Raw genomic sequence first — 24,093 nt, 5'->3', positions numbered from 1 at the left:
ATCAGACCGCGAACAGCAGGAACTCGCGTTCCCAGGAGCTGATCACGCGTTTGAAATTTTCATGCTCGGCGCGTTTGGTGGCGACGTAGCCTGCGATGAATTTCTTGCCCAGGTACGGCTCCAGCGCGCTGCAGTTCTCCATGCGTTCAAGGGCGTCCTCGATGGTCAGCGGCAGGCGCAGGTTGCGCCGCTCGTAACCGCGACCCTTGACCGGCGCGCTGGGGTTGATGCCTTCGACCATGCCGATGTAGCCGCACAACAGGCTGGCGGCAATCGCCAGGTAAGGGTTGGCGTCGGCGCCGGGCAGGCGGTTTTCCACACGCCGGTTCTGCGGGCCGGCATCCGGCACGCGCAGGCCCACGGTGCGGTTCTCCTCGCCCCACTCCACGTTCACCGGCGCCGAGGTGTCGGGCAGGAAGCGGCGGAACGAGTTGACGTTGGGGGCAAACAGCGGCAGCACCGACGGGATGAACTTCTGCAGGCCACCGACGTGGTGCAGGAACAGCTGGCTCATGCTGCCGTCTTCGTTGGAGAAGATGTTCTTGCCGGTGTTCACGTCGATGATGCTCTGGTGCAGGTGCATCGCACTGCCCGGCTCGCCGGTCATGGGCTTGGCCATGAAGGTGGCGGCGACGTTGTGCTTGAGCGCGGCCTCGCGCATGGTGCGCTTGAACACCAGGATCTGGTCGGCCAGCGACAGCGCGTTGCCGTGACGGAAGTTGATTTCCATCTGCGCGGTGCCGTCCTCGTGGATCAGCGTGTCCAGGTCCAGGTGCTGCAGTTCGCACCAGTCGTAGACGTCCTCGAACAGCGGGTCGAATTCGTTGGCGGCCTCGATGGAGAACGACTGGCGACCGGTTTCGGGGCGACCGGAGCGACCGATGGGCGGCTGCAGCGGGAAGTCCGGGTCCTCGCAGCGCTTGGTCAGGTAGAACTCCATCTCCGGCGCCACGATCGGCTGCCAGCCTTTGTCGGCGTAGAGCTTCAAGACCTTCTTGAGCACGTTGCGCGGCGACAGCTCGACCGGGTTGCCCTGCTTGTCGTAGGTGTCGTGGATCACCTGCGCGGTGGGCTCGATGGCCCATGGCACCAGGAATACCGCGTTCTCGTCGGGGCGGCAGATCATGTCGATGTCGGCCGGATCGAGCAGCTCGTAATAGATGTCATCGTCGACGTAGTCGCCGGTCACCGTCTGCAACAGCACACTTTCGGGCAGACGCATGCCCTTTTCGGCAATGAACTTGTTGGTGGGGGAGATCTTGCCGCGCGTGATACCGGTGAGGTCGCTGATCAGACACTCGACTTCGGTGATCTTGTGCTCTTTCAACCAATCGGTGAGCTGGTCGAGGTTGTTACTCATAAATACCTCAGGAGGTAAATGTCTGGACTGACGTCAGGACGCCCAGGCTGGGCCGTCCTGCTCATTCTGGATGCCGCACGACGCTAAAGCAAAGCACCTGCCACGGGGCGAACGCGCAGGGCAATACCCGCTGGGCCGCCTGGCCGGCTATAGTGGTGGCAGTCGATTACAGAAGAGGGTGCGATACCGGGCATGCAGCCCAGGCCGTCAATTATTGCGGCCAGGTGGCGGCGCACGGCCACGCGGTATCTGCCGTGGGTGCGGCGGGCGTGCAGACCGATCCGCGCGGTGCGGCCGGTGACGCCGATTGTCGGCTGGCGAGACATGTAACCCCCGGTATTATTGCTGTTATGGGTTGCAACCGAGCTTAGCCTTGTTCATTTTTTTACACAACACCCCTGTAAAAAATAGAATACGGCCCGCTCAAAGTCGCTGTCTCGCTACCAAAGCAGGCCTTGTCGACGCCCTCATTTGCAGCAAAAATGCCGCTTCAGCGCCGTTTTAGGGCATGATGGGGCTGGCTTGACTTCAGCAGGGCTTTCGCGTTGACTGAACCTGCAAGCCCCCATTGATTGATATTTTTAACAACAAAGGTGTTGCATCATGTCGGTACCCCCGCGTGCCGTTCAGCTTAACGAAGCGAACGCGTTCCTTAAGGAACATCCTGAGGTTCTCTACGTTGACCTTCTGATTGCAGATATGAATGGTGTGGTGCGTGGAAAGCGCATCGAACGCACGAGCCTGCACAAGGTTTACGAGAAAGGCATCAACCTGCCGGCCTCCCTCTTCGCCCTGGACATCAACGGTTCCACCGTCGAAAGCACCGGCCTGGGCCTGGACATCGGCGATGCCGACCGTATCTGCTATCCCATCCCCGGCACCCTCTCCAACGAGCCCTGGCAGAAGCGCCCTACCGCGCAGCTGCTGATGACCATGCACGAACTCGAGGGCGAGCCGTTCTTCGCCGACCCGCGTGAAGTGCTGCGCCAGGTGGTGAGCAAGTTCGACGACCTGGGCCTGACCATCTGCGCCGCGTTCGAGCTGGAGTTCTACCTGATCGACCAGGAGAACGTGAACGGCCGTCCGCAGCCGCCGCGCTCGCCGATCTCGGGCAAGCGTCCGATCTCCACCCAGGTGTACCTGATCGACGACCTCGACGAGTACGTCGACTGCCTGCAGGACATTCTGGAAGGTGCCAAGGAACAAGGCATCCCGGCTGATGCCATCGTCAAGGAAAGTGCCCCGGCGCAGTTCGAAGTGAACCTGCACCACGTGGCCGACCCGATCAAGGCCTGCGACTACGCGGTACTGCTCAAGCGTCTGATCAAGAACATCGCCTACGACCATGAGATGGACACCACCTTCATGGCCAAGCCGTACCCTGGCCAGGCGGGCAATGGTCTGCACGTGCATATCTCGGTGCTGGACAAGGATGGCAAGAACATCTTTACCAGCGAGGATCCCGAGCAGAACGCCGCATTGCGTCACGCGATCGGCGGTGTGCTCGAGACCCTGCCGGCGTCGATGGCGTTCCTGTGCCCGAACGTCAACTCGTACCGCCGTTTTGGTGCCCAGTTCTACGTGCCCAACTCCCCGACCTGGGGCCTGGACAACCGTACCGTGGCCTTGCGCGTACCGACCGGCACGCCGGACGCCGTGCGCCTGGAGCACCGTGTGGCCGGTGCCGACGCCAACCCGTACCTGCTGATGGCAGCCGTACTGGCGGGCGTGCACCACGGTCTGACCAACAAGGTCGAACCGGGCCCGGCGATGGTGGGCAACTCCTACGAGCAGAACGAGCAGAGCCTGCCGAACAACCTGCGTGATGCACTGCGCGAGCTGGACGACAGCGAGATCATGGCCAAGTACATCGATCCGAAGTACATCGATATCTTCGTGGCCTGCAAGGAAAGCGAGCTGGAGGAGTTCGAACACTCCATCTCCGACCTTGAGTACAACTGGTACCTGCACACCGTGTAAGGTCCATTCGCCGGCAAGGCCGGCTCCTACAGGGTCGATGTGACCGTGTAGGAGCCGGCCTCGCCGGCGAAGCCCTTAAAGCGCCTTCTCGAAGATCTTCGAATTGCGCTGGTAGTTGTACAGCGAAGCCCGCGCCGCAGGCAGCCGCTCCACCTCGCTGGGCACGAAGCCGCGTTCGCGGAACCAGTGCGCCGTGCGCGTCGTCAGCACGAACAAGGTCTTCAAGCCCATCTCCCGCGCCCGCGTCTCGATGCGCTCCAGCAACTCGTCGCCACGCCCGCCATGCCGGTATTCCGGGTTCACCGCCAGGCACGCCAACTCGCCCGCCTCCGAATCGGCGATCGGGTACAGCGCCGCGCAGGCAATGATCATCCCCTCGCGCTCCACCACACTGAACTGCTCGATCTCGCGCTCCAGCACCTCGCGCGAACGCCGCACCAGGATGCCCTGCTCTTCCAGCGGGCTGATCAGGTCCAGCAGGCCGCCGACATCCTCGATGGCCGCCTCGCGCACCTTCTCGAACTGTTCCTGAGCCACCAGCGTGCCGCCACCGTCGCGGGTGAACAGCTCGGTGAGCAGCGCACCGTCCTCGGCATAGCTGACGATGTGGCTGCGCGCCACACCGCCACGGCAGGCTTCGGCGGCCGCGTCCAGCAGCTCGCCCTGATAGTCCGAGCCCAGGCGCTGCAGATGCGCCGGCACCTGCTGCGGGCGCAGCTCACGCACCAGCCTGCCGCTCTCATCCATCAGCCCGCGCTCGGCGCCGAACAGCAGCAGCTTGTCGGCCCCCAGCTCGATGGCCGCACGGGTGGCGACGTCTTCGCAGGCCAGGTTGAAGATCTCGCCGGTGGGCGAATAGCCCAGCGGCGACAGCAGCACGATGGAGCGCTCGTCGAGCAGGCGATTGATGCCCTTGCGATCGACCCGGCGCACCTCGCCGGTGTGGTGATAATCGACGCCTTCGAGCACGCCGATGGGGCGCGCCGTGACCAGGTTGCCGGCGGCCACGCGCAGGCGCGAACCCTGCATCGGCGACGCGGCCATGTCCATCGACAGGCGCGCCTCGATGGCGATGCGCAGGTGGCCGACCGCGTCGATCACGCATTCCAGGGTGGCCGCATCGGTGATGCGCAGGCCGTGATGGTAGTGCGCGCTCAGGCCGCGGGCGGCCAGGCGGCTTTCGATCTGCGGGCGCGAACCGTGCACCAGCACCAGGCGCACGCCCAGGCTGTGCAGCAGCACCAGGTCGTGGACGATATTGCCGAAGTTGGGGTGCTCGACCCCGTCACCGGGCAGCATGACCACGAAGGTGCAGTCGCGGTGGGCATTGATGTAAGGCGAAGCATGACGCAGCCAATTGACGTATTCGGGCATAACCAGAGCCTGTAGAAACCTGTGGAAAAAAGGACAAGAACGGAAAAGCACACAGCGCTCGAAGGGTTATCGTCGCAACAGGTCTGGCGTCACGCGCATTCTCCTTGGGTAAAAACGGTTGAAATCAGCGGGCAATTACCGGGTTGAGGCAATAATGCCCGATCAACTCACGCAATAGACGCACGGTAGGCTCCAGGCGTGACATTTCGAGGTACTCGCCCGGCTGGTGGGCACAGCTGATGTCGCCGGGGCCCAGCACCAGGGTTTCGCAGCCCAGACGTTGAAGATAAGGCGCCTCGGTACCAAAGGCCACCGCCTCGGCCGTATGCCCGGTAAGACGCTCGGCCACGCGCACCAGTTCGGCGTCGGCGGCCTGCTCGAACGGCGGCACCTCGGGAAACAGCGGCGCGTAGTCGATCTTCACCTGGTGCTGTTCGGCCAGCGGCGCCAGCTTGCTGCGGATCGCCGCACGCAGCACTTCGGGGTCCATCCCCGGCAGTGGGCGCAGGTCGAATTCCAGGGCGCACTGCCCGCAGATACGGTTGGGGTTGTCGCCACCGTGGATGCAGCCGAAGTTCATGGTCGGCTGCGGCACGCTGAACTGGGCGTTGCTGTACTGCTGCTGCCATTGCCGGCGCAGGCCCATCAGCTCGCCCATCACCGCATGCATCGCCTCCGAGGCGCTGTGGCCCAGGCTCGGGTCGGACGAATGACCGCTGCGCCCGAGGATATCGATGCGCTCCATCATCACCCCCTTGTGCAGGCGGATCGGGCGCAGCCCGGTCGGCTCGCCGATCACCGCTGCACGGCCCAGCGGGCGGGCGGCATCGGCCAGGGCGCGGGCGCCGGACATCGAACTTTCCTCGTCGCAGGTGGCCAGGATCAGCAACGGCTGCCTGAACGGCTGCTCGAGCAGCGGGCGTACCGCTTCGATCACCAGGGCGAAGAAGCCCTTCATGTCGCAACTGCCAAGGCCCACCCAGCGCCCGTCAACCTCGGTCAGCTTGAGCGGATCGGTCTGCCACAGCTGCGGGTCATAGGGCACCGTGTCGCTGTGCCCGGCCAGCACCAGGCCACCGGGGCCGCTGCCGTAGCTGGCCAGCAGGTTGAACTTGCCCGGCGTCACCTCCTGCAGCTCGCAGGCAAAACCCAGGTCACCCAGCCAGGTGGCCAGCAGGTCGATCACCGCGCGGTTGGACTGGTCCAGGCTCGGCTGGGTGCAACTGACCGACGGCGTGGCGATCAGGGCGGCGAACTGGTCTTTGAGCGGCGGCAAAGGCATGCGCATTCTCCTCGGTACGAGGCCCATCATAGGGCTATCGGGCACCTGGAATAAACCGTCAGCGGCCGACTCCTGTACACTGCACGGCCAAGACGCACCCAGTCATCGAGCCTGCCAGCAATGAACAAAGAAACCGAACTCAAACTGCGGGTCAGCCGCGAGACCCTCGCTGCCCTGCGCGAACACCCGTTGCTGAAGAAGCGCAACAAGTCCGGCTGGCAGCAGCGCGAGCTGCTCAATCAATATTTCGATACCCCAGAACGCGACCTGGCCGCGGCCAAGGTGGCCCTGCGCCTGCGCCGTGACGGCGACGTGGTGATCCAGACCCTCAAGGCCCGTGGCCACAGCACCGCCGGGCTGTCGGTACGCAACGAGCACGAATGGCAGCTGCCCAAGGCCAAGCTCGACCTCAAGAAGCTCGACGAGCAGGTATGGCCGGCCGAGCTGGCCGACCTGGACAAGAAAACCATCAAGCCGCTGTTCAGTACCGACTTCACCCGCGAGTACGCCGAAATCGCCTGGGGCCGTGGCAAGGCCAAGGTGGTCATCGAGGCTGCGCTGGACCTGGGCCATGTAGTGGCCGGCAAGCAGAAGGAAGCCATCTGCGAGCTTGAGCTGGAACTGCGTGAAGGCGACCCGGCCGCACTGCTGGAACTGGCCGCCGAGCTGGCCGCCAGCCTGCCGCTGATGCCGTGCGACATCAGCAAGGCCGAACGCGGCTACCGCCTGCTCGACCCCTCGAGCTTCGCCGTGAGCCTGCCGCCTGCTGAACTGAACGCCGAGATGCCGCTGGACGATGCCTTCGCGGCACTGGCCTGGCATCTGCTGGGCAGCAGCCAGCGCCTGGCCGAGCAGTACCTGTTCAACGGACACTGGCGCCTGCTGCAGGACTGGGTCCAGAGCCTGGCCGAACTGCGCGCCCTGCTCGGCAGCCTGGGCCAGGCCGCGCCGCGCCCGACCACCAGCGCCCTGCGTGCCAGCCTCGACGCCCTGCTCGAGGACTGGCGCCCGCTGGTGCTGGCCGGCAACGACGACGAAGACGTGCGCCGCGCGGCGCCCGAGCAGTTTGCCGAAGAACTGCTCGACACCCGCTGGGGCCAGTTCTCGCTGGACACCTCGCGCTGGCTGCTGGCCCGTGGCTGGACCGTCGAGCGCAACAAGCGTGGCGACCGCCAGGGCGCTGCGCAACTGGGCAACTGGCTCAAGGTGCTGCTGTCGGACGAAGCCAACGCGCTGCAACTGCCGCTGTACCACCGCCAGCCTGAAGACCTGGCCGAACAGCTGCCGCGCATCGAGCGCCTGCTGGCCTGGCTGCACCATGCACGCCAGGTGCTGGAAAGCCCCGACCTGGACCGCCTGTTCGGCGAGCTGAACAAGCTGCACGAACTGGCCAGCCTGCCAATCAGCGACGACGTGCTCGAAGCCCGTGTGCATCAGGCCATGGCGGTGTTCCAGAGCCGCGGCTGGAAGCACCTGCTGCGCAAGTGACGGCTACACCGGCAAGCTGGTCGTGGACTTGATTTCGGACAAGGCCACGATCGAGTTGACCTCCTGGATCCCCGGCACCATCGACAGCTTTTCGAAGAAGAACCGTTCGTAGGCTTCGATGTCCGGGGTGACGATGCGCAGCAGGAAGTCCACTGCGCCCATCAGCACATAGCATTCCAGCACCTCGGGAAACTCGCGGATCGCCTCGGTGAATTCGGCGAAGTTGGTCCGCCCGTGGGCGTTGAGTTTGACCTCGGCGAAAATCTGCGTGTTCAGGCCGATCTTCTTGCGATCGAGCAGGGTCACCTGCCCGCGAATCACCCCCTCCTCCTTGAGCCGCTGGATCCGCCGCCAGCACGGCGACTGCGACAGGCCGACCCGTTCGGCAATCTGTGCGCTGGACAGCGACGCATCCTCCTGCAGCAGAGCCAGGATACGTCGGTCGTAGGCGTCCAGTTGGCTTTGCATGTTTTATCCCCTCAAGGCGCCATTAATGAATTGAACAATGCGCAGATTGCGCAGATCGCTCGATCATAGAGAAAAAATACCCGGTTGAAGATGTAAAAATTCCTCCATCGAAACCGGAGATTTCCCATGAGCGCCCACGAACGGCTGGACAGCCCCGTCACCCCGCTGCGCAGCGATGTCTGGGCCGCCAATGCTGCGCACAGCAGCGTGCGCTACAGCCTGCAGGTGGAAGCCGAGCCGGACAGCCTGTGCCGCGTGCTCAACCTGTTTGCCCTGCAGTTCCTTACCCCGCACCAGGTACAGATGCAGCAGCAGGACGACCTGTTGAACCTGGAGATCGGCGTAGCCGGCCTGAGCTGGCACCGCGCCGAACTGATTGCACAGAAAATGCGCAACCTGATCTGTGTCGCCCAGGTCAGCGTCGAGCCCCTGGCGGCCTCGCGCATGCCGTTGCAGCAGGCACGCTGAACAGAAAAATCCGGCAACCCTTGCGACAGGCCCTGTGGTCCGCTGGCAGCTAGCCTTGGCTGGCCGCCCGACCTTCGCAAGGAAGCCCCATGCCTGCCACGCCGCCCGATCGCTGGCTCGACCTCGACACCCTGCTCGCCGAACTGCTCGCCCAGCAACGCATCAGCCCCGCCTGTGCGCGCCCCTGGCCGCAGGCCGCCAATGAACCCACACATCCGCTGGAGCGCATCGCCCGACGCGGCCTGAACGACCTGCAACGCCCCGGCCATACCCTGGACCTCGATGCCCTGGGCGAATGGCTGGGCCGCCAGGCCGGCCAGCGCCATGTGCGCATCGACCCCCTGGCACTGCAGGCAGCCAGCCTCGGCGGGCTGATGTCGGCCGCATTCGCGCGGCGTCACCAGATTCTGGCCATCGCGGTGGATGCCCACACGGTGACCGTCGCCAGCGCCCAGCCCTACGTACGCAGCTGGGAGCGCGACCTTGGGCAGGTGCTGCAACGCAGGGTGCAGCGGGTGCTGGCCAGCCCGGTGCAGATCCGTGAGCTGAGCCAGGCGGTGTTTCGCCTGGCCCACTCGGTCAGTGGTGCCAGCCAGCAGGCCGTGCCCGGGCCCGACGGCGCCAGCCTCGAGGCACTGCTCGACCTGGGCAACAGCGCAGGCGACGTCGATGCCAACGAGACGCACATCGTCGGCATCGTCGACTGGCTGTTGCAGTACGCCTTCGAGCAGCGCGCCAGCGATATCCACATCGAGCCGCGCCGCGACCAGGGCCACCTGCGCCTGCGCATCGACGGCCTGCTGCACCCGGCCTACCAGTTCCCGCCGGCAGTGACCCTGGCGGTGGTCAGCCGGCTCAAGAGCCTGGGGCGCATGAACGTCGCGGAAAAGCGCCGCCCGCAGGATGGCCGCATCAAGGCCCGCTCGGCCGCCGGCGCCGAGGTCGAACTGCGCCTGGCCACCCTGCCCACCGCGTTCGGCGAGAAACTGGTACTGCGTATCTTCGACCCGCACCTGCTGCACCAGGACTTCACCCAGCTGGGCCTGGACGGCGAGGCGCTGCAGCACTGGCAGGCGATGCTGCGCCAGCCCCACGGCATCATCCTGGTGACCGGGCCGACCGGCTCGGGCAAGACCAGCACCCTGTACGCCACCCTCAAGCAACTGGCCACGCCACAGGTCAACCTGTGCACCCTCGAAGACCCGATCGAACAGCTCGAGCCGGCCTTCAACCAGATGCAGGTGCAGCCCGGCATCGACCTGGGCTTTGCCAACGGTGTGCGTGCGCTGCTGCGCCAGGACCCGGACATCATCATGATCGGCGAGATCCGCGATGCCGACACCGCGCAGGTGGCGATCCAGGCCGCGCTCACCGGCCACCTGGTGCTCTCGACCCTGCACACCAACGATGCCTGCGGCGCCGTCGGGCGCCTGCTGGAACTGGGCATCGCGCCGTACCTGATCCGTGCCACGCTGGTCGGCGTGCTGGCCCAGCGCCTGGTGCGCACGCTGTGCCCGGCGTGCAAGGTGGCGCAGCCGCTCGACATGGCGCACTGGCGCGAACTCGACCCGCAGGCGCCGCTGCCCACCGCTACCTGCCAGGCTGAAGGCTGCCGCGATTGCCGGTACACCGGTTACCGGGGCCGCACCGGCCTGTTCGAGCTGCTGCCTGTGAGCCCACGGCTGCGCGAGCAGCTGTCGGGCGACGTCGACCTGGCAAACCTGCGCCGCCAGGCCCGGGCCGAGGGGCTGGGCAGCCTGCGCACCAGCGGCGCGCAAAAAGTCGCCGCAGGGCTGACTACACTGACAGAAGTGATTCGCGTTACTGCATGAAATGAAATGATCCGGCGCTGGCCTGCACAGCTGACCACATGCCAAGCTTGCGCACTTTCAGTCCTGCTGACCAAGGAAACGTCATGCAAATCGGAATGGTAATGCTGTTATTCGTGGGCCTGGCCCTGGCGCTGGTGTTCATGGGGTTCAAGGTGGTGCCGCAGGGTTTCCAGTGGACCGTGGAACGCTTTGGCCGCTACACCACCACCCTCAAGCCGGGCCTCAACATCATCGTGCCGGTGATGGACCGCATCGGGCGCAAGATCAACATGATGGAAAGCGTGCTGGACATCCCGCCGCAGGAAGTCATCACCGCCGACAACGCCACCGTGCAGATCGATGCGGTGTGCTTCTTCCAGGTGGTCAACACGGCGCAGGCCGCCTACGAGGTCAACAACCTCGAGCACGCCACCCGCAACCTGCTGCAGACCAACATCCGTACCGTGCTCGGCTCCATGGAACTGGACGCCATGCTCAGCCAGCGCGACGCCATCAACGAGCGCCTGCTGCGCACCGTGGATGAAGCCACCGCACCGTGGGGCATCAAGATCACCCGTATCGAGATCAAGGACATCAGCCCGCCGGCCGACCTGATGGCCGCCATGTCCGGGCAGATGAAAGCCGAGCGGGTCAAGCGTGCGCAGATCCTCGAAGCCGAGGGCCTGCGGGCGGCTGCCATCCTCACCGCCGAAGGCAAGAAACAGGCGCAGATCCTCGAGGCCGAGGGTGAGCGTCAGGCGGCCTTCCTGGAATCGGAGGCCCGCGAGCGCCAGGCCGAAGCCGAAGCCCGCGCCACCCAGGTGGTGTCCGAGGCCATCGCCAACGGCAACGTGCAGGCCATCAACTACTTCGTGGCGCAGAAATACGTCGACGCGCTGGGCAAGCTGGCCTCGGCCAACAACAGCAAGGTGGTGCTGATGCCGCTGGAGGCCAGCCAGGTGATCGGCGCCGTCGGCGGCATCGGCGAAATCGTGCGGGCCACCTTCGACGGCAAGAAGGGCTGAGCATGTGGGACTACCTGCAACACCTGTCGTTCTGGGACTGGCTGGCGCTCGGTACGCTGCTGCTGATCCTGGAGGTGTTCGGCGCCGGCGGCTACCTGCTGTGGATCGGGGTGGCGGCGGCGGGCGTGGGCGTGATCACCTTCGTCGTCCCGCAGCTGCCGTGGACCTTGCAGTTCCTGCTGTTCGGCCTGCTGTCGGTATTCACCGCAGTGTTCTGGTGGCACCGTCAGCGCAGCAATGCCAGCCCCAGCGATGCGCCGGGGCTGAACATGCGCGGCCAGGAACTGATCGGCCGGACCTTCGTGGTGCAGGAGGCCATCGTGGGCGGTCGCGGCAAGATCAAGGTCGGCGACGGGGTGTGGATGGTCCGCGGGCCGGACCTGCCGGTGGGCACCCCGGTGCAAGTGCTGTCGCAGGACGGCGCGATACTGCAGGTTGGCCCCGCACCGTAGGCCCTGGGGAACTTGCCTGGGGAAATCACGATCCAACGCACCATAATAGCCCCCACACTGGAGTAAGCCCCATGCGCGTCAAACTTGCGGTTGCCACCCTTGCCTTGTTGTCGCTGCCGGTTGGCTCGGCGATGGCTGATGGCTTCTGGCGTGATGTGATTTCGTCCGGTGCCACCACCGGCTCCACCTACCTGACCTTCAAGGACCACAAGCTGGTGGTGGCGGCGCAGGAAGATGCCAGCAGCTATGTGGCCAGCAACGGCCAGATCAGCGGGCCGTATCTTGAGGCTGCCATGCAGCGTGTGCGTGCCGAGCAGCCAGGGCTGCAGGTCAGCGACATGGAGCTGGCCAATGCGATCCTGGCGCAGAATGCCGTGACCGAGTAATCACCTCGCCGGCAATGCCGGCTCCTACAGGAGCCAGCCTTGTCGGCCACGAGGCCCTGGCCTCAGCGATAATCCTCCACCGGCACACACGCACAGAACAGGTTGCGGTCCCCGTACACGTTGTCCACCCGGTTCACCGCCGGCCAGTACTTGTGCAGCCGCGCATGGTGGCTCGGCGCAACACCCTGCTCGATCGAGTAAGGTCGTTCCCACACCCCCAGCACATCCGCCAAGGTATGCGGCGCCCGCTTGAGCGGGTTGTCCTCGGCTGGCCAGTTGCCGTTCTGCACCTCTGCAATCTCTGCCCGAATCTTCAGCATCGCCTCCACGAAGCGGTCCAGCTCGGCCTTGGACTCGCTCTCGGTCGGCTCCACCATCAAGGTGCCCGGCACCGGGAACGACATGGTCGGCGCATGGAACCCGTAGTCCATCAGGCGCTTGGCCACATCCTCTTCGGTGATGGCGGTCAGCGTCTTCAAGGGCCGCAGGTCGAGGATGCACTCATGCGCCACCCGCCCATTGCGCCCGCGGTACAGCACCGGGAACGCGCCGCCCAACTGCTGGGCCAGATAGTTGGCCGACAGGATCGCCACCTCGCTGGCATCGGCCAGTTGCGGCCCCATCATGGCGATGTACATCCAGCTGATCGGCAGGATGCTCGCACTGCCCCAGGGCGCCGCACTGACCGCGGTGTTCTGCGGGTCGGGCCCGGGCACCGGCACCACCGGATGGCTGGCCACGAACGGTGCCAGGTGTGCACGCACGCCGATCGGGCCCATGCCCGGCCCGCCACCGCCATGGGGAATGCAGAAGGTCTTGTGCAGGTTCATGTGCGATACATCGGCACCGATGTCCGCCGGCCGCGCCAACCCGACCTGGGCATTGAGGTTGGCGCCATCCATGTACACCTGGCCACCGTGGCTGTGGATAACTTCGCAGATCTCACTGATGCCTTCCTCGTACACGCCGTGGGTCGACGGGTAGGTGGCCATCAGGCAGGCCAGGCGCTCACCCGCCGCCAGGGCCTTGGCCTTGAGGTCGACCAGGTCGACGTTGCCCGCCACATCGCATTCCACGATCACCACCTGCATGCCGGCCATCTGCGCAGACGCCGGGTTGGTGCCGTGCGCCGAGGCCGGGATCAGGCAGATATCGCGCTGACCCTGCTGGCGGCTGCGGTGGTACTTGCTGATCGCCAGCAGCCCCGCGTATTCACCCTGGGCACCGGAGTTGGGTTGCATGCAGATGGCATCGAAACCGGTGATCGCGCACAGCCAGCGCTCCAGCTCGTCGATCATCGCGGTATAGCCCTGGGCCTGGGTGAGCGGCGCGAACGGGTGCAGGTTGGCGAAGGCCGGCCAGGTGATGGGGATCATCTCGCTGCTGGCGTTGAGCTTCATGGTGCACGAGCCCAGCGGGATCATCGACTGGTTGAGGGCCAGATCCTTGTTCTCCAGCTGCTTGAGGTAACGCAGCATCTCGGTTTCGCTGTGGTGCAGGTTGAACACCGGGTGCGTCAGAAACGCCGACTGGCGCTGCAAGGCGTCGGGGATGCCGCTGTGCTGCGCCTGGGCATCCAGCTCGGCCACGCTCAGCCCATGGTCGGCGCCCAGAAAGATGCCGAACAGGCGCAGCACCGTGGCCTCGTCACAGGTTTCATCCAGGCTTACGCCCAGGTGCCCGCGGCCCAGGATGCGCAGGTTGATCTGCGCGGCCTCGGCGCTCTGGATGATCGCGGTCTGGCTGCCGCCGACGTCCAGGGTCAGGGTGTCGAAGAAGTGCTCGTTCAAGCGCTTGAGCCCCTTGGCTTGCAGGCCGGCAGCCAGGATCACCGTGAGCCGGTGCACCCGCTGGGCGATGCGCCTGAGCCCTTCGGGCCCGTGGTACACGGCATAGAACCCGGCGATGTTGGCCAGCAGCACCTGCGCGGTGCAGATGTTGGAGTTGGCCTTCTCGCGGCGGATGTGCTGTTCGCGGGTCTGCAGGGCCATGCGCAGCGCCAGGTTGCCGCGCGCGTCCTTGGAAACGCCGATGATGCGCCCTGGCATGGCGCGCTTGAAGTCGTCGCGGCAGGCAAAGTAGGCCGCGTGCGGGCCGCCGTAGCCCATGGGCACGCCAAAGCGCTGGGTCGAGCCGAGCACCACGTCGGCGCCCTGCTCGCCCGGCGGGGTCAAAAGCACCAGGCTCAGCAGGTCGGCGGCGACGCAGGCCAGCGCCTGCTGGGCATGCAGCTGCTCGATGGCCGGGCGCAGGTCGTGCACCCCGCCGTGGGTGTTGGGGTATTGCAGCAGCGCGCCGAACACCCGGTGCTTGTCCAGGTTGTCCAGCCCATCGACGATCAGCTCGAAGCCGAAGCCCTCGGCGCGGGTCTGCAATACGGACAGGGTCTGCGGGTGGCAATGTTCATCGACGAAGAACGCATTGCTGCGCGACTTGGCCATGCGCCGTGCCAGAGCCATGGCTTCGGCAGCGGCCGTCGCTTCGTCGAGCAGCGAGGCATTGGCCAGGTCCAGCCCGGTCAGGTCGATGACCATCTGCTGGTAATTGAGCAGCGCCTCCAGGCGACCCTGGGCGATCTCCGGCTGATACGGCGTATAGGCGGTGTACCAGCCGGGGTTCTCCAGCACGTTGCGCAGGATCACCGTGGGCGTCAGGGTAGCGTGGTACCCCATGCCGATCAGGCTGGTCCACACCTGGTTCTGCTCGGCGTAACCGCGCAGTTTTGCCAGGGCGGCCTGTTCATCAAGCGCCGGGGGCAGTTCCAGCGGGCGGTTCAGGCGAATGCCCGGCGGGACGGTCTGCTCGATCAGTTCACTGCGACTGCTCAGGCCCAGGGCCTGCAACATCGCCTGCTGCTCGGCCGCATCCGGGCCAAGATGACGACGCAGGAACGGGTTGGGATCGTGCAGTTGGCTCAGGGACGGCGACTGGGACATAGCGGCTCTCTCTTCCAAGACCAAGCCTCGAGGGGTCGAGGCTTATTGAGTCTAGGAAGGGATTGCCGTTCGTGCGGGAAAAACTACTCGCCGATGGCGGCCTTGTAGCCGGCGGCGTCCAGCAACTGCTCCAGCTCTGCCGGGTTGGACGGCTTGAGCTTGAAGATCCAGCTGGCGTAAGGATCGTTGTTCAGGTTCTCAGGGCTGTCGCTGAGGTCTTCGTTGACCGCGATCACTTCGCCGCTGACCGGCGCGTAGATATCCGAAGCGGCTTTCACCGACTCCACCACCCCGGCGGCGTCCTTGGCCGCGAACACCTTGCCGACCTCGGCCAGTTCGACGAATACCACGTCGCCCAGGGCTTCCTGGGCGTGGTCGCTGATGCCCACGGTGACGGTACCGTCGGCTTCCAGCCTGGCCCACTCGTGGCTCTCGGCAAAACGCAGGTCGGCGGGGATATTGCTCATAGTGTCTTTCCTCAACAGGTCAGCGGTCGGCCCGCCGGAATGAATTCAGATCAGGATCTTGCCCTGGCGCACGAAGGTCGGCTTGACCACCCGTACCGGGTACCACTTGCCGCGAATTTCCACCTCGGCGCGGTCGGCGGTAGCCACCGGCACGCGGGCCAGGGCAATCGCCTTGCTCAGCGTAGGAGAGAAACTACCACTGGTGATCTCCCCTTCGCCAATCTGTGCGATTCGCACCACCTGATGCGCACGCAGCACACCGCGTTCCTCGAGCACCAGGCCGACCAGTTTCAGCTGCACGCCTGCGGCCTGTTCGGCCTCCAGCGCACGGCGTCCGATGAACTCGCGGTCGGCCGGTTCCAGGGCGATGTTGTGGGCCAGGTTGGAGGTCAGTGGCGAGTGTGCCTCGTCGATGTCCTGTCCGTACAGCGTCATGCCCGCTTCCAGGCGCAAGGTATCGCGCGCGCCCAGCCCGCTGGGGGCAATACCGGCGCCGACCAGGTCGTTGAAGAACGCCGGGGCCTGCTCTGCCGGCAGGGTGATCTCCAGGCCGTCTTCGCCGGTGTAGCCGGTACGCGAGATGAACCAGTCGCCACTGCTGCGGCCTTCGAAGGGGGCCAGTTCACGAATCAGCGCCGCACGGTCGCTGCTCACCAGTTCGGCCAGCTTGTCCCGCGCATGCGGGCCCTGCACAGCGAAGATCGACAGTTCGGGACGCTCGCGCACCTGCACGTCGTAGTCGCCGATATGGGCCTGCAGCCAGGCCAGGTCCTTGTCGCGGGTGGCGGCGTTGGCCACCAGGCGGTAGCCGTCGTCGGTGCGGTAGACCAGCAGGTCGTCGATCACACCGCCCTGTTCGTTGAGCAGGGTGCTGTACAGGGCCTTGCCGTGGGCATTCGGGCTGGCTACATCGTTGGCCAGCAACCAGCGCAGCCAGGGCGTGGCCTGGGCGCCGTGCACATCGATCACGGTGAGGTGCGAGACATCGAAGACCCCGCAGTCGCGGCGCACCTGGTGGTGCTCCTCGACTTGCGAGCCGTAATGCAGGGGCATGTCCCAACCGCCAAAATCGACCATCTTGGCGCCAAGCGCCAGGTGCAGGTCATAAAGAGGCGTACGCTGTCCCATGGGTTTCTCCTTCCGGGCGTGGCGAGGCTGCGGCTGAGGGCAGCGTTTCAGCTACCCGGTGCTGATCGGCCGCAGCGAATGCCGCGCATTGTAGCCGCAAGGGCGCAGCCTTACACCCTCAGTGACTCTGACCCGGGTGACGCGCCGAACGCCTTATCAAACCGATGACCGGCAGCAGCCCCACCAGCACCAGCGTCAACGCCGGCAGCGAGGCACGCGACCACTCGCCCTCGCTGGTCATCTCGAATACCCGCACCGCCAGGGTGTCCCAACCGAACGGGCGCATCAGCAGGGTGGCGGGCATCTCCTTGAGCACATCGACGAACACCAGCAGCGCTGCGCTCAGCGCACCCGGCACCAGCAGCGGGAGATACACCTTGAAAAACAATCGCGGGCCGCTGACCCCGAGGCTGCGCGAGGCCTCCGGCAGCGAGGGCCGAATGCGCCCCAGGCTGTTTTCCAAGGGGCCGTAGGCCACGGCGATGAAGCGCACCAGATAGGCCAACAGCAGTGCCGCCAGGCTGCCCATCAGCAGCGGGCGGCCGGCACCGCCAAGCCAGCTCGAAAGCGGCACCACCAGCTGGTTGTCGAGGTAACTGAAGGCCAGCATGATCGACACCGCCAATACCGAGCCGGGCAAGGCGTAGCCCAGGTTGGCCAGGCTGACCCCGGCGCGCACCACGCGGGTGGGGGCCTGGCGTCGGGCAAACGCCAGCAGCAGTGCCACCGCCACGGTGATCAGCGCAGCCATGGCGCCCAGGTACAGGGTATGCAGGATGAGCGCGCCATAGCGCTCGTCGAGGTCGAAACGCCCGCGCTGCCAGAACCACACCAGCAACTGCAGCACCGGGATAACGAACGCGCAGGCAAACACCAGCAGGCACCAGCTGCTGGCAGCCAGCGCCTTGACCCCACGCAGGTGGTACAGCGCCGCCACCCGGGGCCGCTCGTTGCTGCTGCGTACCGCACCGCGGGCCCGGCGCTCGCCGTACAGCACCAGCATGACGGCCAGCAGCAGCAGGCTGGCGAGCTGGGCGGCGCTGGAGAGGCTGAAGAAGCCGTACCAGGTCTTGTAGATGGCGGTGGTGAAGGTGTCGAAGTTGAACACGGCCACCGCGCCGAAGTCGGCCAGGGTTTCCATCAGCGCCAGCGCCACGCCCGCGCCGATCGCCGGCCGCGCCATGGGCAGGGCCACGCGCCAGAAGGCTTGCAGCGGCGATTGCCCGAGCACCCGCGCCGCTTCCATCAGGCCCTTGCCCTGGGCCAGGAAGGCGGTACGTGCCAGCAGGTAGACATAGGGGTAGAACACCAGCACCAGCACGATGATCACCCCGCCGGTGGAGCGCACGCGCGGCAGGCGCATGGGGCCGAACCATTCGCGCAGCAGGGTTTGCACCGGGCCGGAGAAGTCCAGCAAACCGACGAAGACGAACGCCAGCACATAGGCGGGGATGGCGAAGGGCAGCATCAATGCCCAGTCGAGCCAGCGTCGGCCGGGGAATTCGCACAGGCTGGTGAGCCAGGCCAGGCTCACGCCCAGCACGGTGACGCCGACGCCCACGCCGAGGATCAAGGTCAGGGTGTTGCCCAACAGGCGGCTCATCTGGGTGTCGAGCAGGTGCGACCAGATCTGCAGGTCGATGCTCTGCCACGACAGCACCAGCACGCTCAGCGGCAGCAGCACCAGCGCGCAGACGGTGAAGACCAGGGGGTACCAGCGGCGTTGGGCGGGGTGTGACACGGGGGGAGATCTCTGGCGAAGGTGAGAGCGACCGCGTTGCGGTCTATCGCGGGTCAAGCCCGCTCCCACAAGGGCCACGGTGATCCCTGTAGGAGCGGGCTTGACCCGCGATGGGCCCCGACAGGGGCCCCGCAAGAATAAAGCCTTGCGCTCAGTTCCAGCCAGCCCGATCCATCAGGCGAATCGCTTCAGCCTGACGCTTGCCCGCCACTTCCACCGGCAGGCTGTCGGCCTTGAACTTGCCCCACGCCGCCACTTCTGCCGAAGGTTCCACCTTGGGGTTGGCCGGGAACTCCTGGTTCACATCGGCGAAGATCTTCTGCGCCTGCGGTCCGGTCATCCACTCCACCAGCTTGATCGCGGCCTCCTTGTGCGGCGCGTGCCGGGTCAAGCCGATGCCCGACAGGTTGACGTGCACGCCACGGTCGGCCTGGTTGGGCCAGAACAGCTTGATCGGCAGTTGCGGCTGCTCCTTGTGCAGGCGGCCATAGTAGTAGGTATTGACGATGCCCACGTCGCACTGCCCGGCCTCGATGGCCTTGAGCACTGCCACGTCATCCGAGAACACGTCGGTGGACAGGTTGTTCACCCAGCCCTTGAGGATCTCTTCGGTCTTCTCGGCGCCGTGGGTTTCGATCAGGGTCGCGGTCAGCGACTGGTTGTAGACCTTCTTGGCGGTACGCAGGCACAAGCGCCCTTCCCATTCCTTGCCGGCCAGCGCCTCGTAGGTGCTCAGCTCCTCGGGCTTGACCCGGTCGGTGGCGTAGGCAATGGTCCGTGCGCGCAGGCTCAGGCCGGTCCAGTCATGGGACGAAGCGCGATACTGCGGGGGAATGTTGGCGTCGATCACGGCCGACTTGATCGGCTGCAGGATACCCATCTGCTCGGCCTGCCAGAGGTTGCCGGCATCCACGGTCAGCAGCAGGTCGGCCGTGGCGTTGCTGCCCTCGGCCTTGATGCGCTGCATCAACGGCGCTTCCTTGTCGGTGATGAACTTGACCTTGACCCCGGTTTCCTTGGTGTAGGCATCGAATACCGGCTTGATCAGCTCGTCGATGCGCGAGGAATACACCACCACCTCGTCCGCCGCCTGTGCGGTACCGCCCAGCAGGGTGAGCGCCAGGGCGGCGAGTAGATGCTTGCGTGGCAACATGAAGGCGGTCCTCGGAATGCGGGAGAGGCGCAAATGGTAGTGAATGCCATTTGCCTTCTCAACCGAACTGCCAAGGGAGGAGTTACCAGATGTTGCGGTGCCGCCTCAGGCCCGTGCCAGCTCCGGCAGGTCGCCGCTCAGCCCCAGCGCCTGGCGCACGAACAGCGCCTTGGCCTCCGGCAGTTGCTCCACCCACTTCAGGCCACTGTTGCGCAGCCAGCGCAGCGGCAGCGGGTCGGCCTGGAACAGGCGCTCGAAACCCTCCATTGCGGCCATCAAGGCCAGGTTGTGCGGCATGCGCCGTCGTTCGTAGCGGCTCAGCACGCGCACGTCGGCCAGGCGCTCGCCGCGCTCATGGGCATGCTGCAGCACTTCGGCCAGCACCGCCGCGTCCAGAAAGCCAAGGTTCACGCCCTGCCCGGCCAGCGGGTGAATGGTATGTGCCGCATCGCCGATCAACGCCAGGCCCTCGGCCACGTAGCGCTTGGCATGGCGCTGGCGCAGCGGTACGCACAGCCGTGGGTCGGCCGCCAGCACCGTGCCCAGGCGGCCCTCGAAGGCCCGCTCCAGCTCGGCGCAGAAGGCTTCGTCCGGCAGGGCCATGAGGCGCTCGGCCTGCGCAGGCGTGGTCGACCACACGATGGAGCACCAGTGCTGCTGGCCGTCGCGCAGCAGTGGCAGAAACGCCAGCGGGCCGTCATCGGTGAAGCGCTGCCAGGCCGTGGCCTGGTGCGGCTCGGCACAGCGTACGCTGGTCACGATGGCGTGGTGCAGGTAGTCCCACTCACGGGTTTGGCAGCCGGTCAGGCGGCGCACCGCCGAGTTGGCGCCGTCAGCCGCAATCACCAGCGGCGCGCGCAGGGTGCGGCCATCGGCCAGGGTCAGCAGCCAGTCGTCGCCACTGCGGCGCATCTGCTCCAGGCGGGCGTTGGCCAGCAGGCCGATCTCGCTGTCGTGCAGGCGCTGCAGCAGACCGTCCTGCACCACGCGGTTCTCGACGATGTGGCCGAGCACCTCGGCGTGCACGCTGGCGGCCGAAAAGTGGATCTGCCCGGTGCCGCTGCCGTCCCACACGTGCATGTCCGAATACGGGCTCAGGCGCCGCTCGCGGATGTGCTGCCAGGCGCCCACGCGCTCGAGGATGCGCTGGCTGGCCATCGACAGCGCGCTGACTCGCGGCTCGAAGGGCGCCTGTGCATCGAACGGCTTGACCGTCAGGGGGCTGCCGTCGAGCAGCAGGATGTCCAGGCCACTGTGCTGCAAGGCCAGGGCCAGGGCGCTACCGACCATTCCGGCACCGACAATCAACAGATCTGCGCGCATTTCCATGCTTTCAAGCCCGATAAAGAGAAGAAGGGGTCATTGGCCAGGCTGGTCCGGGCGTGTACCCAGGCCCATGGCCTGGCGGGCGAACCAGCGCTTGGCCGGGGGCAGCAGGTCCAGGCCCAGCAGGCCCAGGTTGCGCCCGGTGGCGAGCAACGGCTGGCCGCTGCCGAACAACCGCGTGACCTTGTCGGAGAAGCCCACGGTCATGTCCTGGTCCAGGCGCTGGCGCTCGCGGTAGGCCTGCAGGGTCGCCAGGTCGCCCGGTACTTCAGGCCCGGCCAGCAGACCGTCGGCCAGCGACTGCACGTCGCGCAGCGACAGGTTGAAACCCTGCCCGGCAATCGGATGCAGGCTGTGCGCGGCGTTGCCCAGCACCACCAGGTGCGAGCGCACCTGCTCCTGGGCCTCTACCAGCGACAGCGGGTAGAGGTGACGCGCGCCCACCTGGCGCAAGGTGCCCAGACGGTAGCCGAACACGCCTTGCAGCTCGGCCAGGAAGGCTCGCTCGTCGATCTCGGCCAGCCGTCTGGCATCCATTCCGGCACGGGTCCAGACCAGCGCGCAGCGGTTTTCCGGCAGCGGCAGCAAGGCCATCGGGCCGTCATCGGTGAAGCGTTCGAACGCCTGCCCGCAATGGGCCTCGCTCGGGGTGATGTTGGCGATCAGCGCACTCTGGTTGTACGGACGCTGGCTGACGTGGATGCCCAACTGCTCGCGCAGCCCGGAACGCCCGCCGTCGGCCAGTACCGCCAGGTCGCAGTCCACCGTGGTGTCGTCATCCAGTGTCAGGCGGTAGCCGTCGGCCAGCGGCTGCATCGCGCTGACCTGCGCCGGGCAGCGCCAAGTCACCACCTCGGCATCCAGCCCCTGCCACAGGCACTGGCCGAGCCAGGCGTTCTCGACCACGTAGCCGAGCGCCGGCACGCCTTCTTCCAGGGCGTCCAGGCGGGTGGCGCCAAAGCGGCCACGGTCGGACACCTGGATCTGGCGGATCGGTTCGGCGCGGCGGCTGATCGGCTGCCACAGGCCCAGACGCTCGTAGATCTGCCGGGTGCCGTAGGAAAGCGCCGAGGAACGTGCGTCGTAACTGGGCTGGAAGCTGTCGCCGGGGGCGAACGGCTCGATCAGCAGGATCTTCCAGCCACGCGCCCTGGCCCCGGCCTGCAGGGCCAGCGCCAGGCTGGCACCGACCAGGCCGCCACCGATGATGGCAAGGTTGACCCGGCTCATGCGGCGTGGCTGCGTGCAGCCGCCATCAATGCTTCGATTTCGGCCACCGTGCGCGGTACGCCGGAGGTCAGGATTTCACAGCCCTGCTTGGTCACCACTACGTCGTCCTCGATTCGTACGCCGATACCGCGCCACTTCTTCGCGACGCTCTGGTTGTCGGCAGCAATGTAGATGCCCGGCTCCACCGTCAGGGCCATGCCCGGCTCCAGCACGCGCCACTGGTCGGCGACCTTGTACTCGCCGACGTCGTGCACATCCAGCCCCAGCCAGTGACCGGCGCGGTGCATGTAGAAGGCGCGATGGGCCTCGGCCTCGATCAGCGCCGGCACGTCGCCCTTGAGCAGCCCCAGCTCCACCAGCCCTTCGGTGATCACCTGCACGGTGGCCTCGTGGGCATGGTTCCAGTGCTTGCCCGGTGCAATCGCGGCAAAGGCTGCAGCCTGGGCCTTGAGAACCAGCTCGTAGATCGCTTTCTGCTCCGGCGAGAAGCGCCCGCTGACCGGGAAGGTGCGGGTGATGTCGCTGGCGTAGCAGTCGATCTCGCACCCGGCGTCGATCAGGACCAGGTCGCCGTCCTTGAGCAGGGCGTCGTTCTGCTGGTAATGCAGGATGCAGGCGTTGCGACCCGATGCCACGATCGAGCCGTAGGCCGGCATCTTCGCCCCGCCCTTGCGGAACTCGTAGTCCAGCTCGGCCTCCAGGCTGTATTCGTGCAACCCGGCGCGGCAGGCCTGCATGGCCCGCACGTGAGCGCGTGCCGAAATCGCCGCGGCCTCGCGCATCACCTTCACTTCCGTGGCCGATTTATACAGGCGCATGTCGTGCAGCAGATGATCCAGCGCAACGAACTCGTTCGGTGGCTGGGCGCCGAGGTTGGCCTTGGAGCGGATCACGTTGATCCACTCCATCAGGTGGCGGTCGAATTCGGGGTGGCTGCCCATGGCCGAGTACACCCGGTCGCGGCCTTCGATCAGGCCCGGCAGGATGTCGTCGATGTCGGTGATGGGGAACGCATCGTCCGCGCCGTATTCGCGTATCGCGCCTTCCTGGCCGGCGCGCAGGCCGTCCCACAGCTCGCGCTCGGGGTTGCGCTCGCGGCAGAACAGCACGTACTCACCGTGCTCGCGGCCGGGGATCAGCGCAATCACCGCCTCGGGCTCCGGGAAGCCGCTGAGGTACTGGAAGTCGCTGTCCTGGCGGTACACATGCTCCACGTCGCGGTTGCGAATGGCCACCGCGGCCGCGGGCAGGATGGCGATGCTGTTGGGTTCCATCTGCGCCATCAGCGCCTTGCGACGACGGGCATACTCCGCTTTGGGGATATGGGCTATTGGCACGAGGAACCCCTGTTCGGCATTTAGTGCAAGGAAGGCTTGGGCGCAGGCGCCTGTGGCTTGGCCAGCTCGGAGAACAGCAGCATCGGTGCGACGCGCAGGTACTCCATCACTTCCATATAGTCGCTTTCGCCGTCTTCGGATTCTTCCAGTGCATCCTGGACCTGGGAAATGGCGTCCAGGTCACCCAGCACTTCCTTGGCTTCGGCACTCAGGCTCAGGCCTGCCGAGTTGAGGCCGAAGCCGTACAGGAAGCCTTTGCACCACTCGCCCAGGGCGATGGCACGCTCGGTCAGCGGGGCATCGTCGGTGGGCAGCAACAGCACGACGGTGACTTCTTCACCGGTGAGTTCGCCCTTGACCATCTCCTGCAGGCCGATCAAAGCGTTACGAACATTGTCTACAGGATCGACTTCCAGCAGGTGGGCCGCATCGGCCAACCAGCCGTCGGCATCGAAGCCGGCACCGGCGCAGCTGCGCCCGAGCAACAAGCCGTGAAGCTCGGCAGGCGAAACAGGGTGACCGTTGCTGGTGAGCAAGGTGGCAAAAGCGGTGTATGGCGAATTCGTAATGGGCATGGGCAGCTAGGCGCCAGACGGCGCAATGACTAGAATGAAGGCCTTGTATCCTAGCACCGGCAGGCGCGCCAAGACCATCGACGCCGCCAATTCGGGGCATGCCGGA

The 24,093-nt window shown here is 65.9% G+C and carries 20 protein-coding genes; 7 read left to right on the top strand and 13 right to left on the bottom strand.

Features of this window, described 5'->3' with window-relative positions:
• Window position 1 precedes the first annotated feature (1 nt).
• On the bottom strand, window positions 2–1,360 hold the full coding sequence (locus QMX96_RS03880; protein WP_043863424.1) for a glutamine synthetase family protein: 1,359 nt from the start codon (window positions 1,358–1,360) through the stop codon (window positions 2–4).
• Window positions 1,361–1,963: 603 nt separating this feature from the next.
• Between QMX96_RS03880 and QMX96_RS03875 the strand changes: the two genes are divergently transcribed.
• Entirely contained in the window at window positions 1,964–3,340 is a 1,377-nt protein-coding gene (locus QMX96_RS03875; RefSeq protein WP_043863423.1) for a glutamine synthetase family protein, read from the top strand.
• Window positions 3,341–3,415: 75 nt separating this feature from the next.
• Here QMX96_RS03875 and argA read toward each other — a convergent pair whose 3' ends face one another.
• Both argA and argE read right to left on the bottom strand, forming a co-directional pair.
• On the bottom strand, window positions 3,416–4,714 hold the full coding sequence (gene argA / locus QMX96_RS03870) for an amino-acid N-acetyltransferase (protein WP_043863422.1): 1,299 nt from the start codon (window positions 4,712–4,714) through the stop codon (window positions 3,416–3,418).
• Between the two features lie 124 nt (window positions 4,715–4,838).
• Window positions 4,839–5,996: an acetylornithine deacetylase gene (argE, locus tag QMX96_RS03865; RefSeq protein WP_258660402.1), complete on the bottom strand. Its 1,158-nt coding sequence runs from the start codon at window positions 5,994–5,996 to the stop codon at window positions 4,839–4,841.
• A gap of 120 nt (window positions 5,997–6,116) precedes the next feature.
• On the opposite strand from argE, the gene QMX96_RS03860 reads away from it, so the two are divergent.
• Window positions 6,117–7,484: a CYTH domain-containing protein gene (locus QMX96_RS03860; RefSeq protein WP_054915510.1), complete on the top strand. Its 1,368-nt coding sequence runs from the start codon at window positions 6,117–6,119 to the stop codon at window positions 7,482–7,484.
• A 3-nt stretch (window positions 7,485–7,487) separates the two neighbouring features.
• Here the strand turns inward: QMX96_RS03860 and QMX96_RS03855 are convergent, their stop codons facing one another.
• The gene (locus QMX96_RS03855; protein ID WP_043863419.1) at window positions 7,488–7,952 is read right to left on the bottom strand and encodes an Lrp/AsnC family transcriptional regulator; all 465 of its coding nucleotides are present in this window, start codon (window positions 7,950–7,952) and stop codon (window positions 7,488–7,490) included.
• 126 nt (window positions 7,953–8,078) lie between these two features.
• On the opposite strand from QMX96_RS03855, the gene QMX96_RS03850 reads away from it, so the two are divergent.
• The 5 genes from QMX96_RS03850 to QMX96_RS03830 all read left to right on the top strand — a co-directional run bounded on the left by QMX96_RS03850 (window position 8,079) and on the right by QMX96_RS03830 (window position 12,094).
• Window positions 8,079–8,420, top strand: a complete 342-nt coding sequence (locus QMX96_RS03850) for a hypothetical protein (protein WP_043863418.1) — start codon at window positions 8,079–8,081, stop codon at window positions 8,418–8,420.
• 89 nt (window positions 8,421–8,509) lie between these two features.
• A complete protein-coding gene (locus QMX96_RS03845; RefSeq protein ID WP_058541757.1) occupies window positions 8,510–10,252 on the top strand; it encodes a GspE/PulE family protein in 1,743 nt (580 codons plus the stop codon).
• Between the two features lie 83 nt (window positions 10,253–10,335).
• The gene (locus QMX96_RS03840) at window positions 10,336–11,256 is read left to right on the top strand and encodes an SPFH domain-containing protein (protein WP_043863416.1); all 921 of its coding nucleotides are present in this window, start codon (window positions 10,336–10,338) and stop codon (window positions 11,254–11,256) included.
• 2 nt (window positions 11,257–11,258) lie between these two features.
• A complete protein-coding gene (locus tag QMX96_RS03835; protein ID WP_054915507.1) occupies window positions 11,259–11,708 on the top strand; it encodes an NfeD family protein in 450 nt (149 codons plus the stop codon).
• Between the two features lie 71 nt (window positions 11,709–11,779).
• Window positions 11,780–12,094 carry a DUF2388 domain-containing protein gene (locus QMX96_RS03830; protein ID WP_043863414.1) on the top strand — a complete coding sequence of 105 codons (315 nt, stop codon included), beginning with the start codon at window positions 11,780–11,782 and terminating at the stop codon, window positions 12,092–12,094.
• Between the two features lie 62 nt (window positions 12,095–12,156).
• Here QMX96_RS03830 and gcvP read toward each other — a convergent pair whose 3' ends face one another.
• The 9 genes from gcvP to QMX96_RS03785 form a co-directional block, all read right to left on the bottom strand.
• Window positions 12,157–15,030 (bottom strand): aminomethyl-transferring glycine dehydrogenase, encoded by a 2,874-nt coding sequence (gene gcvP, locus QMX96_RS03825; protein WP_104572817.1) that lies wholly within the window; start codon window positions 15,028–15,030, stop codon window positions 12,157–12,159.
• 83 nt (window positions 15,031–15,113) lie between these two features.
• Entirely contained in the window at window positions 15,114–15,497 is a 384-nt protein-coding gene (gene gcvH, locus QMX96_RS03820) for a glycine cleavage system protein GcvH (protein WP_043863412.1), read from the bottom strand.
• Between the two features lie 45 nt (window positions 15,498–15,542).
• The gene (gene gcvT, locus QMX96_RS03815; RefSeq protein ID WP_282361198.1) at window positions 15,543–16,625 is read right to left on the bottom strand and encodes a glycine cleavage system aminomethyltransferase GcvT; all 1,083 of its coding nucleotides are present in this window, start codon (window positions 16,623–16,625) and stop codon (window positions 15,543–15,545) included.
• A 118-nt stretch (window positions 16,626–16,743) separates the two neighbouring features.
• Window positions 16,744–18,366 (bottom strand): iron ABC transporter permease, encoded by a 1,623-nt coding sequence (locus tag QMX96_RS03810; protein ID WP_043863410.1) that lies wholly within the window; start codon window positions 18,364–18,366, stop codon window positions 16,744–16,746.
• 151 nt (window positions 18,367–18,517) lie between these two features.
• Complete coding sequence (locus QMX96_RS03805; protein WP_043863409.1) at window positions 18,518–19,519, bottom strand: extracellular solute-binding protein; 1,002 nt, start codon at window positions 19,517–19,519, stop codon at window positions 18,518–18,520.
• A gap of 105 nt (window positions 19,520–19,624) precedes the next feature.
• The gene (locus QMX96_RS03800; RefSeq protein ID WP_167400227.1) at window positions 19,625–20,842 is read right to left on the bottom strand and encodes a 2-octaprenyl-3-methyl-6-methoxy-1,4-benzoquinol hydroxylase; all 1,218 of its coding nucleotides are present in this window, start codon (window positions 20,840–20,842) and stop codon (window positions 19,625–19,627) included.
• Window positions 20,843–20,878: 36 nt separating this feature from the next.
• Window positions 20,879–22,075, bottom strand: coding sequence for a 2-octaprenyl-6-methoxyphenyl hydroxylase (gene ubiH, locus QMX96_RS03795; protein WP_043863407.1), 1,197 nt, complete (start codon window positions 22,073–22,075; stop codon window positions 20,879–20,881).
• Window positions 22,072–23,406 (bottom strand): Xaa-Pro aminopeptidase, encoded by a 1,335-nt coding sequence (pepP, locus tag QMX96_RS03790; RefSeq protein WP_043863469.1) that lies wholly within the window; start codon window positions 23,404–23,406, stop codon window positions 22,072–22,074. Before pepP ends, ubiH begins: the two co-directional genes overlap by 4 nt.
• 26 nt (window positions 23,407–23,432) lie before the next feature.
• Window positions 23,433–23,987 carry a YecA family protein gene (locus tag QMX96_RS03785; RefSeq protein ID WP_043863406.1) on the bottom strand — a complete coding sequence of 185 codons (555 nt, stop codon included), beginning with the start codon at window positions 23,985–23,987 and terminating at the stop codon, window positions 23,433–23,435.
• Window positions 23,988–24,093 lie beyond the last annotated feature (106 nt).

Origin of the sequence: Pseudomonas sp. PS01300 (assembly GCF_029960155.1) — a bacterium.
GTDB classification, from domain to species: domain Bacteria; phylum Pseudomonadota; class Gammaproteobacteria; order Pseudomonadales; family Pseudomonadaceae; genus Aquipseudomonas; species Aquipseudomonas palmensis.
This window is presented reverse-complemented; position numbering and strand designations above follow the sequence as displayed.

Coding starts and splice junctions, on each gene's coding strand:
- argE (WP_258660402.1), bottom strand. CDS start 5,996: ATGCCTTTGCCGCCGCTCAAAGACCAGTTCGCCGCCCTGATCGCCACG.
- QMX96_RS03835 (WP_054915507.1), top strand. CDS start 11,259: ATGTGGGACTACCTGCAACACCTGTCGTTCTGGGACTGGCTGGCGCTC.
- gcvP (WP_104572817.1), bottom strand. CDS start 15,030: ATGTCCCAGTCGCCGTCCCTGAGCCAACTGCACGATCCCAACCCGTTC.
- gcvT (WP_282361198.1), bottom strand. CDS start 16,625: ATGGGACAGCGTACGCCTCTTTATGACCTGCACCTGGCGCTTGGCGCC.
- QMX96_RS03875 (WP_043863423.1), top strand. CDS start 1,964: ATGTCGGTACCCCCGCGTGCCGTTCAGCTTAACGAAGCGAACGCGTTC.
- gcvH (WP_043863412.1), bottom strand. CDS start 15,497: ATGAGCAATATCCCCGCCGACCTGCGTTTTGCCGAGAGCCACGAGTGG.
- QMX96_RS03855 (WP_043863419.1), bottom strand. CDS start 7,952: ATGCAAAGCCAACTGGACGCCTACGACCGACGTATCCTGGCTCTGCTG.
- ubiH (WP_043863407.1), bottom strand. CDS start 22,075: ATGAGCCGGGTCAACCTTGCCATCATCGGTGGCGGCCTGGTCGGTGCC.
- QMX96_RS03785 (WP_043863406.1), bottom strand. CDS start 23,987: ATGCCCATTACGAATTCGCCATACACCGCTTTTGCCACCTTGCTCACC.
- QMX96_RS03805 (WP_043863409.1), bottom strand. CDS start 19,519: ATGTTGCCACGCAAGCATCTACTCGCCGCCCTGGCGCTCACCCTGCTG.
- QMX96_RS03860 (WP_054915510.1), top strand. CDS start 6,117: ATGAACAAAGAAACCGAACTCAAACTGCGGGTCAGCCGCGAGACCCTC.
- QMX96_RS03845 (WP_058541757.1), top strand. CDS start 8,510: ATGCCTGCCACGCCGCCCGATCGCTGGCTCGACCTCGACACCCTGCTC.
- QMX96_RS03830 (WP_043863414.1), top strand. CDS start 11,780: ATGCGCGTCAAACTTGCGGTTGCCACCCTTGCCTTGTTGTCGCTGCCG.
- argA (WP_043863422.1), bottom strand. CDS start 4,714: ATGCCCGAATACGTCAATTGGCTGCGTCATGCTTCGCCTTACATCAAT.
- QMX96_RS03800 (WP_167400227.1), bottom strand. CDS start 20,842: ATGCGCGCAGATCTGTTGATTGTCGGTGCCGGAATGGTCGGTAGCGCC.
- QMX96_RS03880 (WP_043863424.1), bottom strand. CDS start 1,360: ATGAGTAACAACCTCGACCAGCTCACCGATTGGTTGAAAGAGCACAAG.
- QMX96_RS03850 (WP_043863418.1), top strand. CDS start 8,079: ATGAGCGCCCACGAACGGCTGGACAGCCCCGTCACCCCGCTGCGCAGC.
- QMX96_RS03840 (WP_043863416.1), top strand. CDS start 10,336: ATGCAAATCGGAATGGTAATGCTGTTATTCGTGGGCCTGGCCCTGGCG.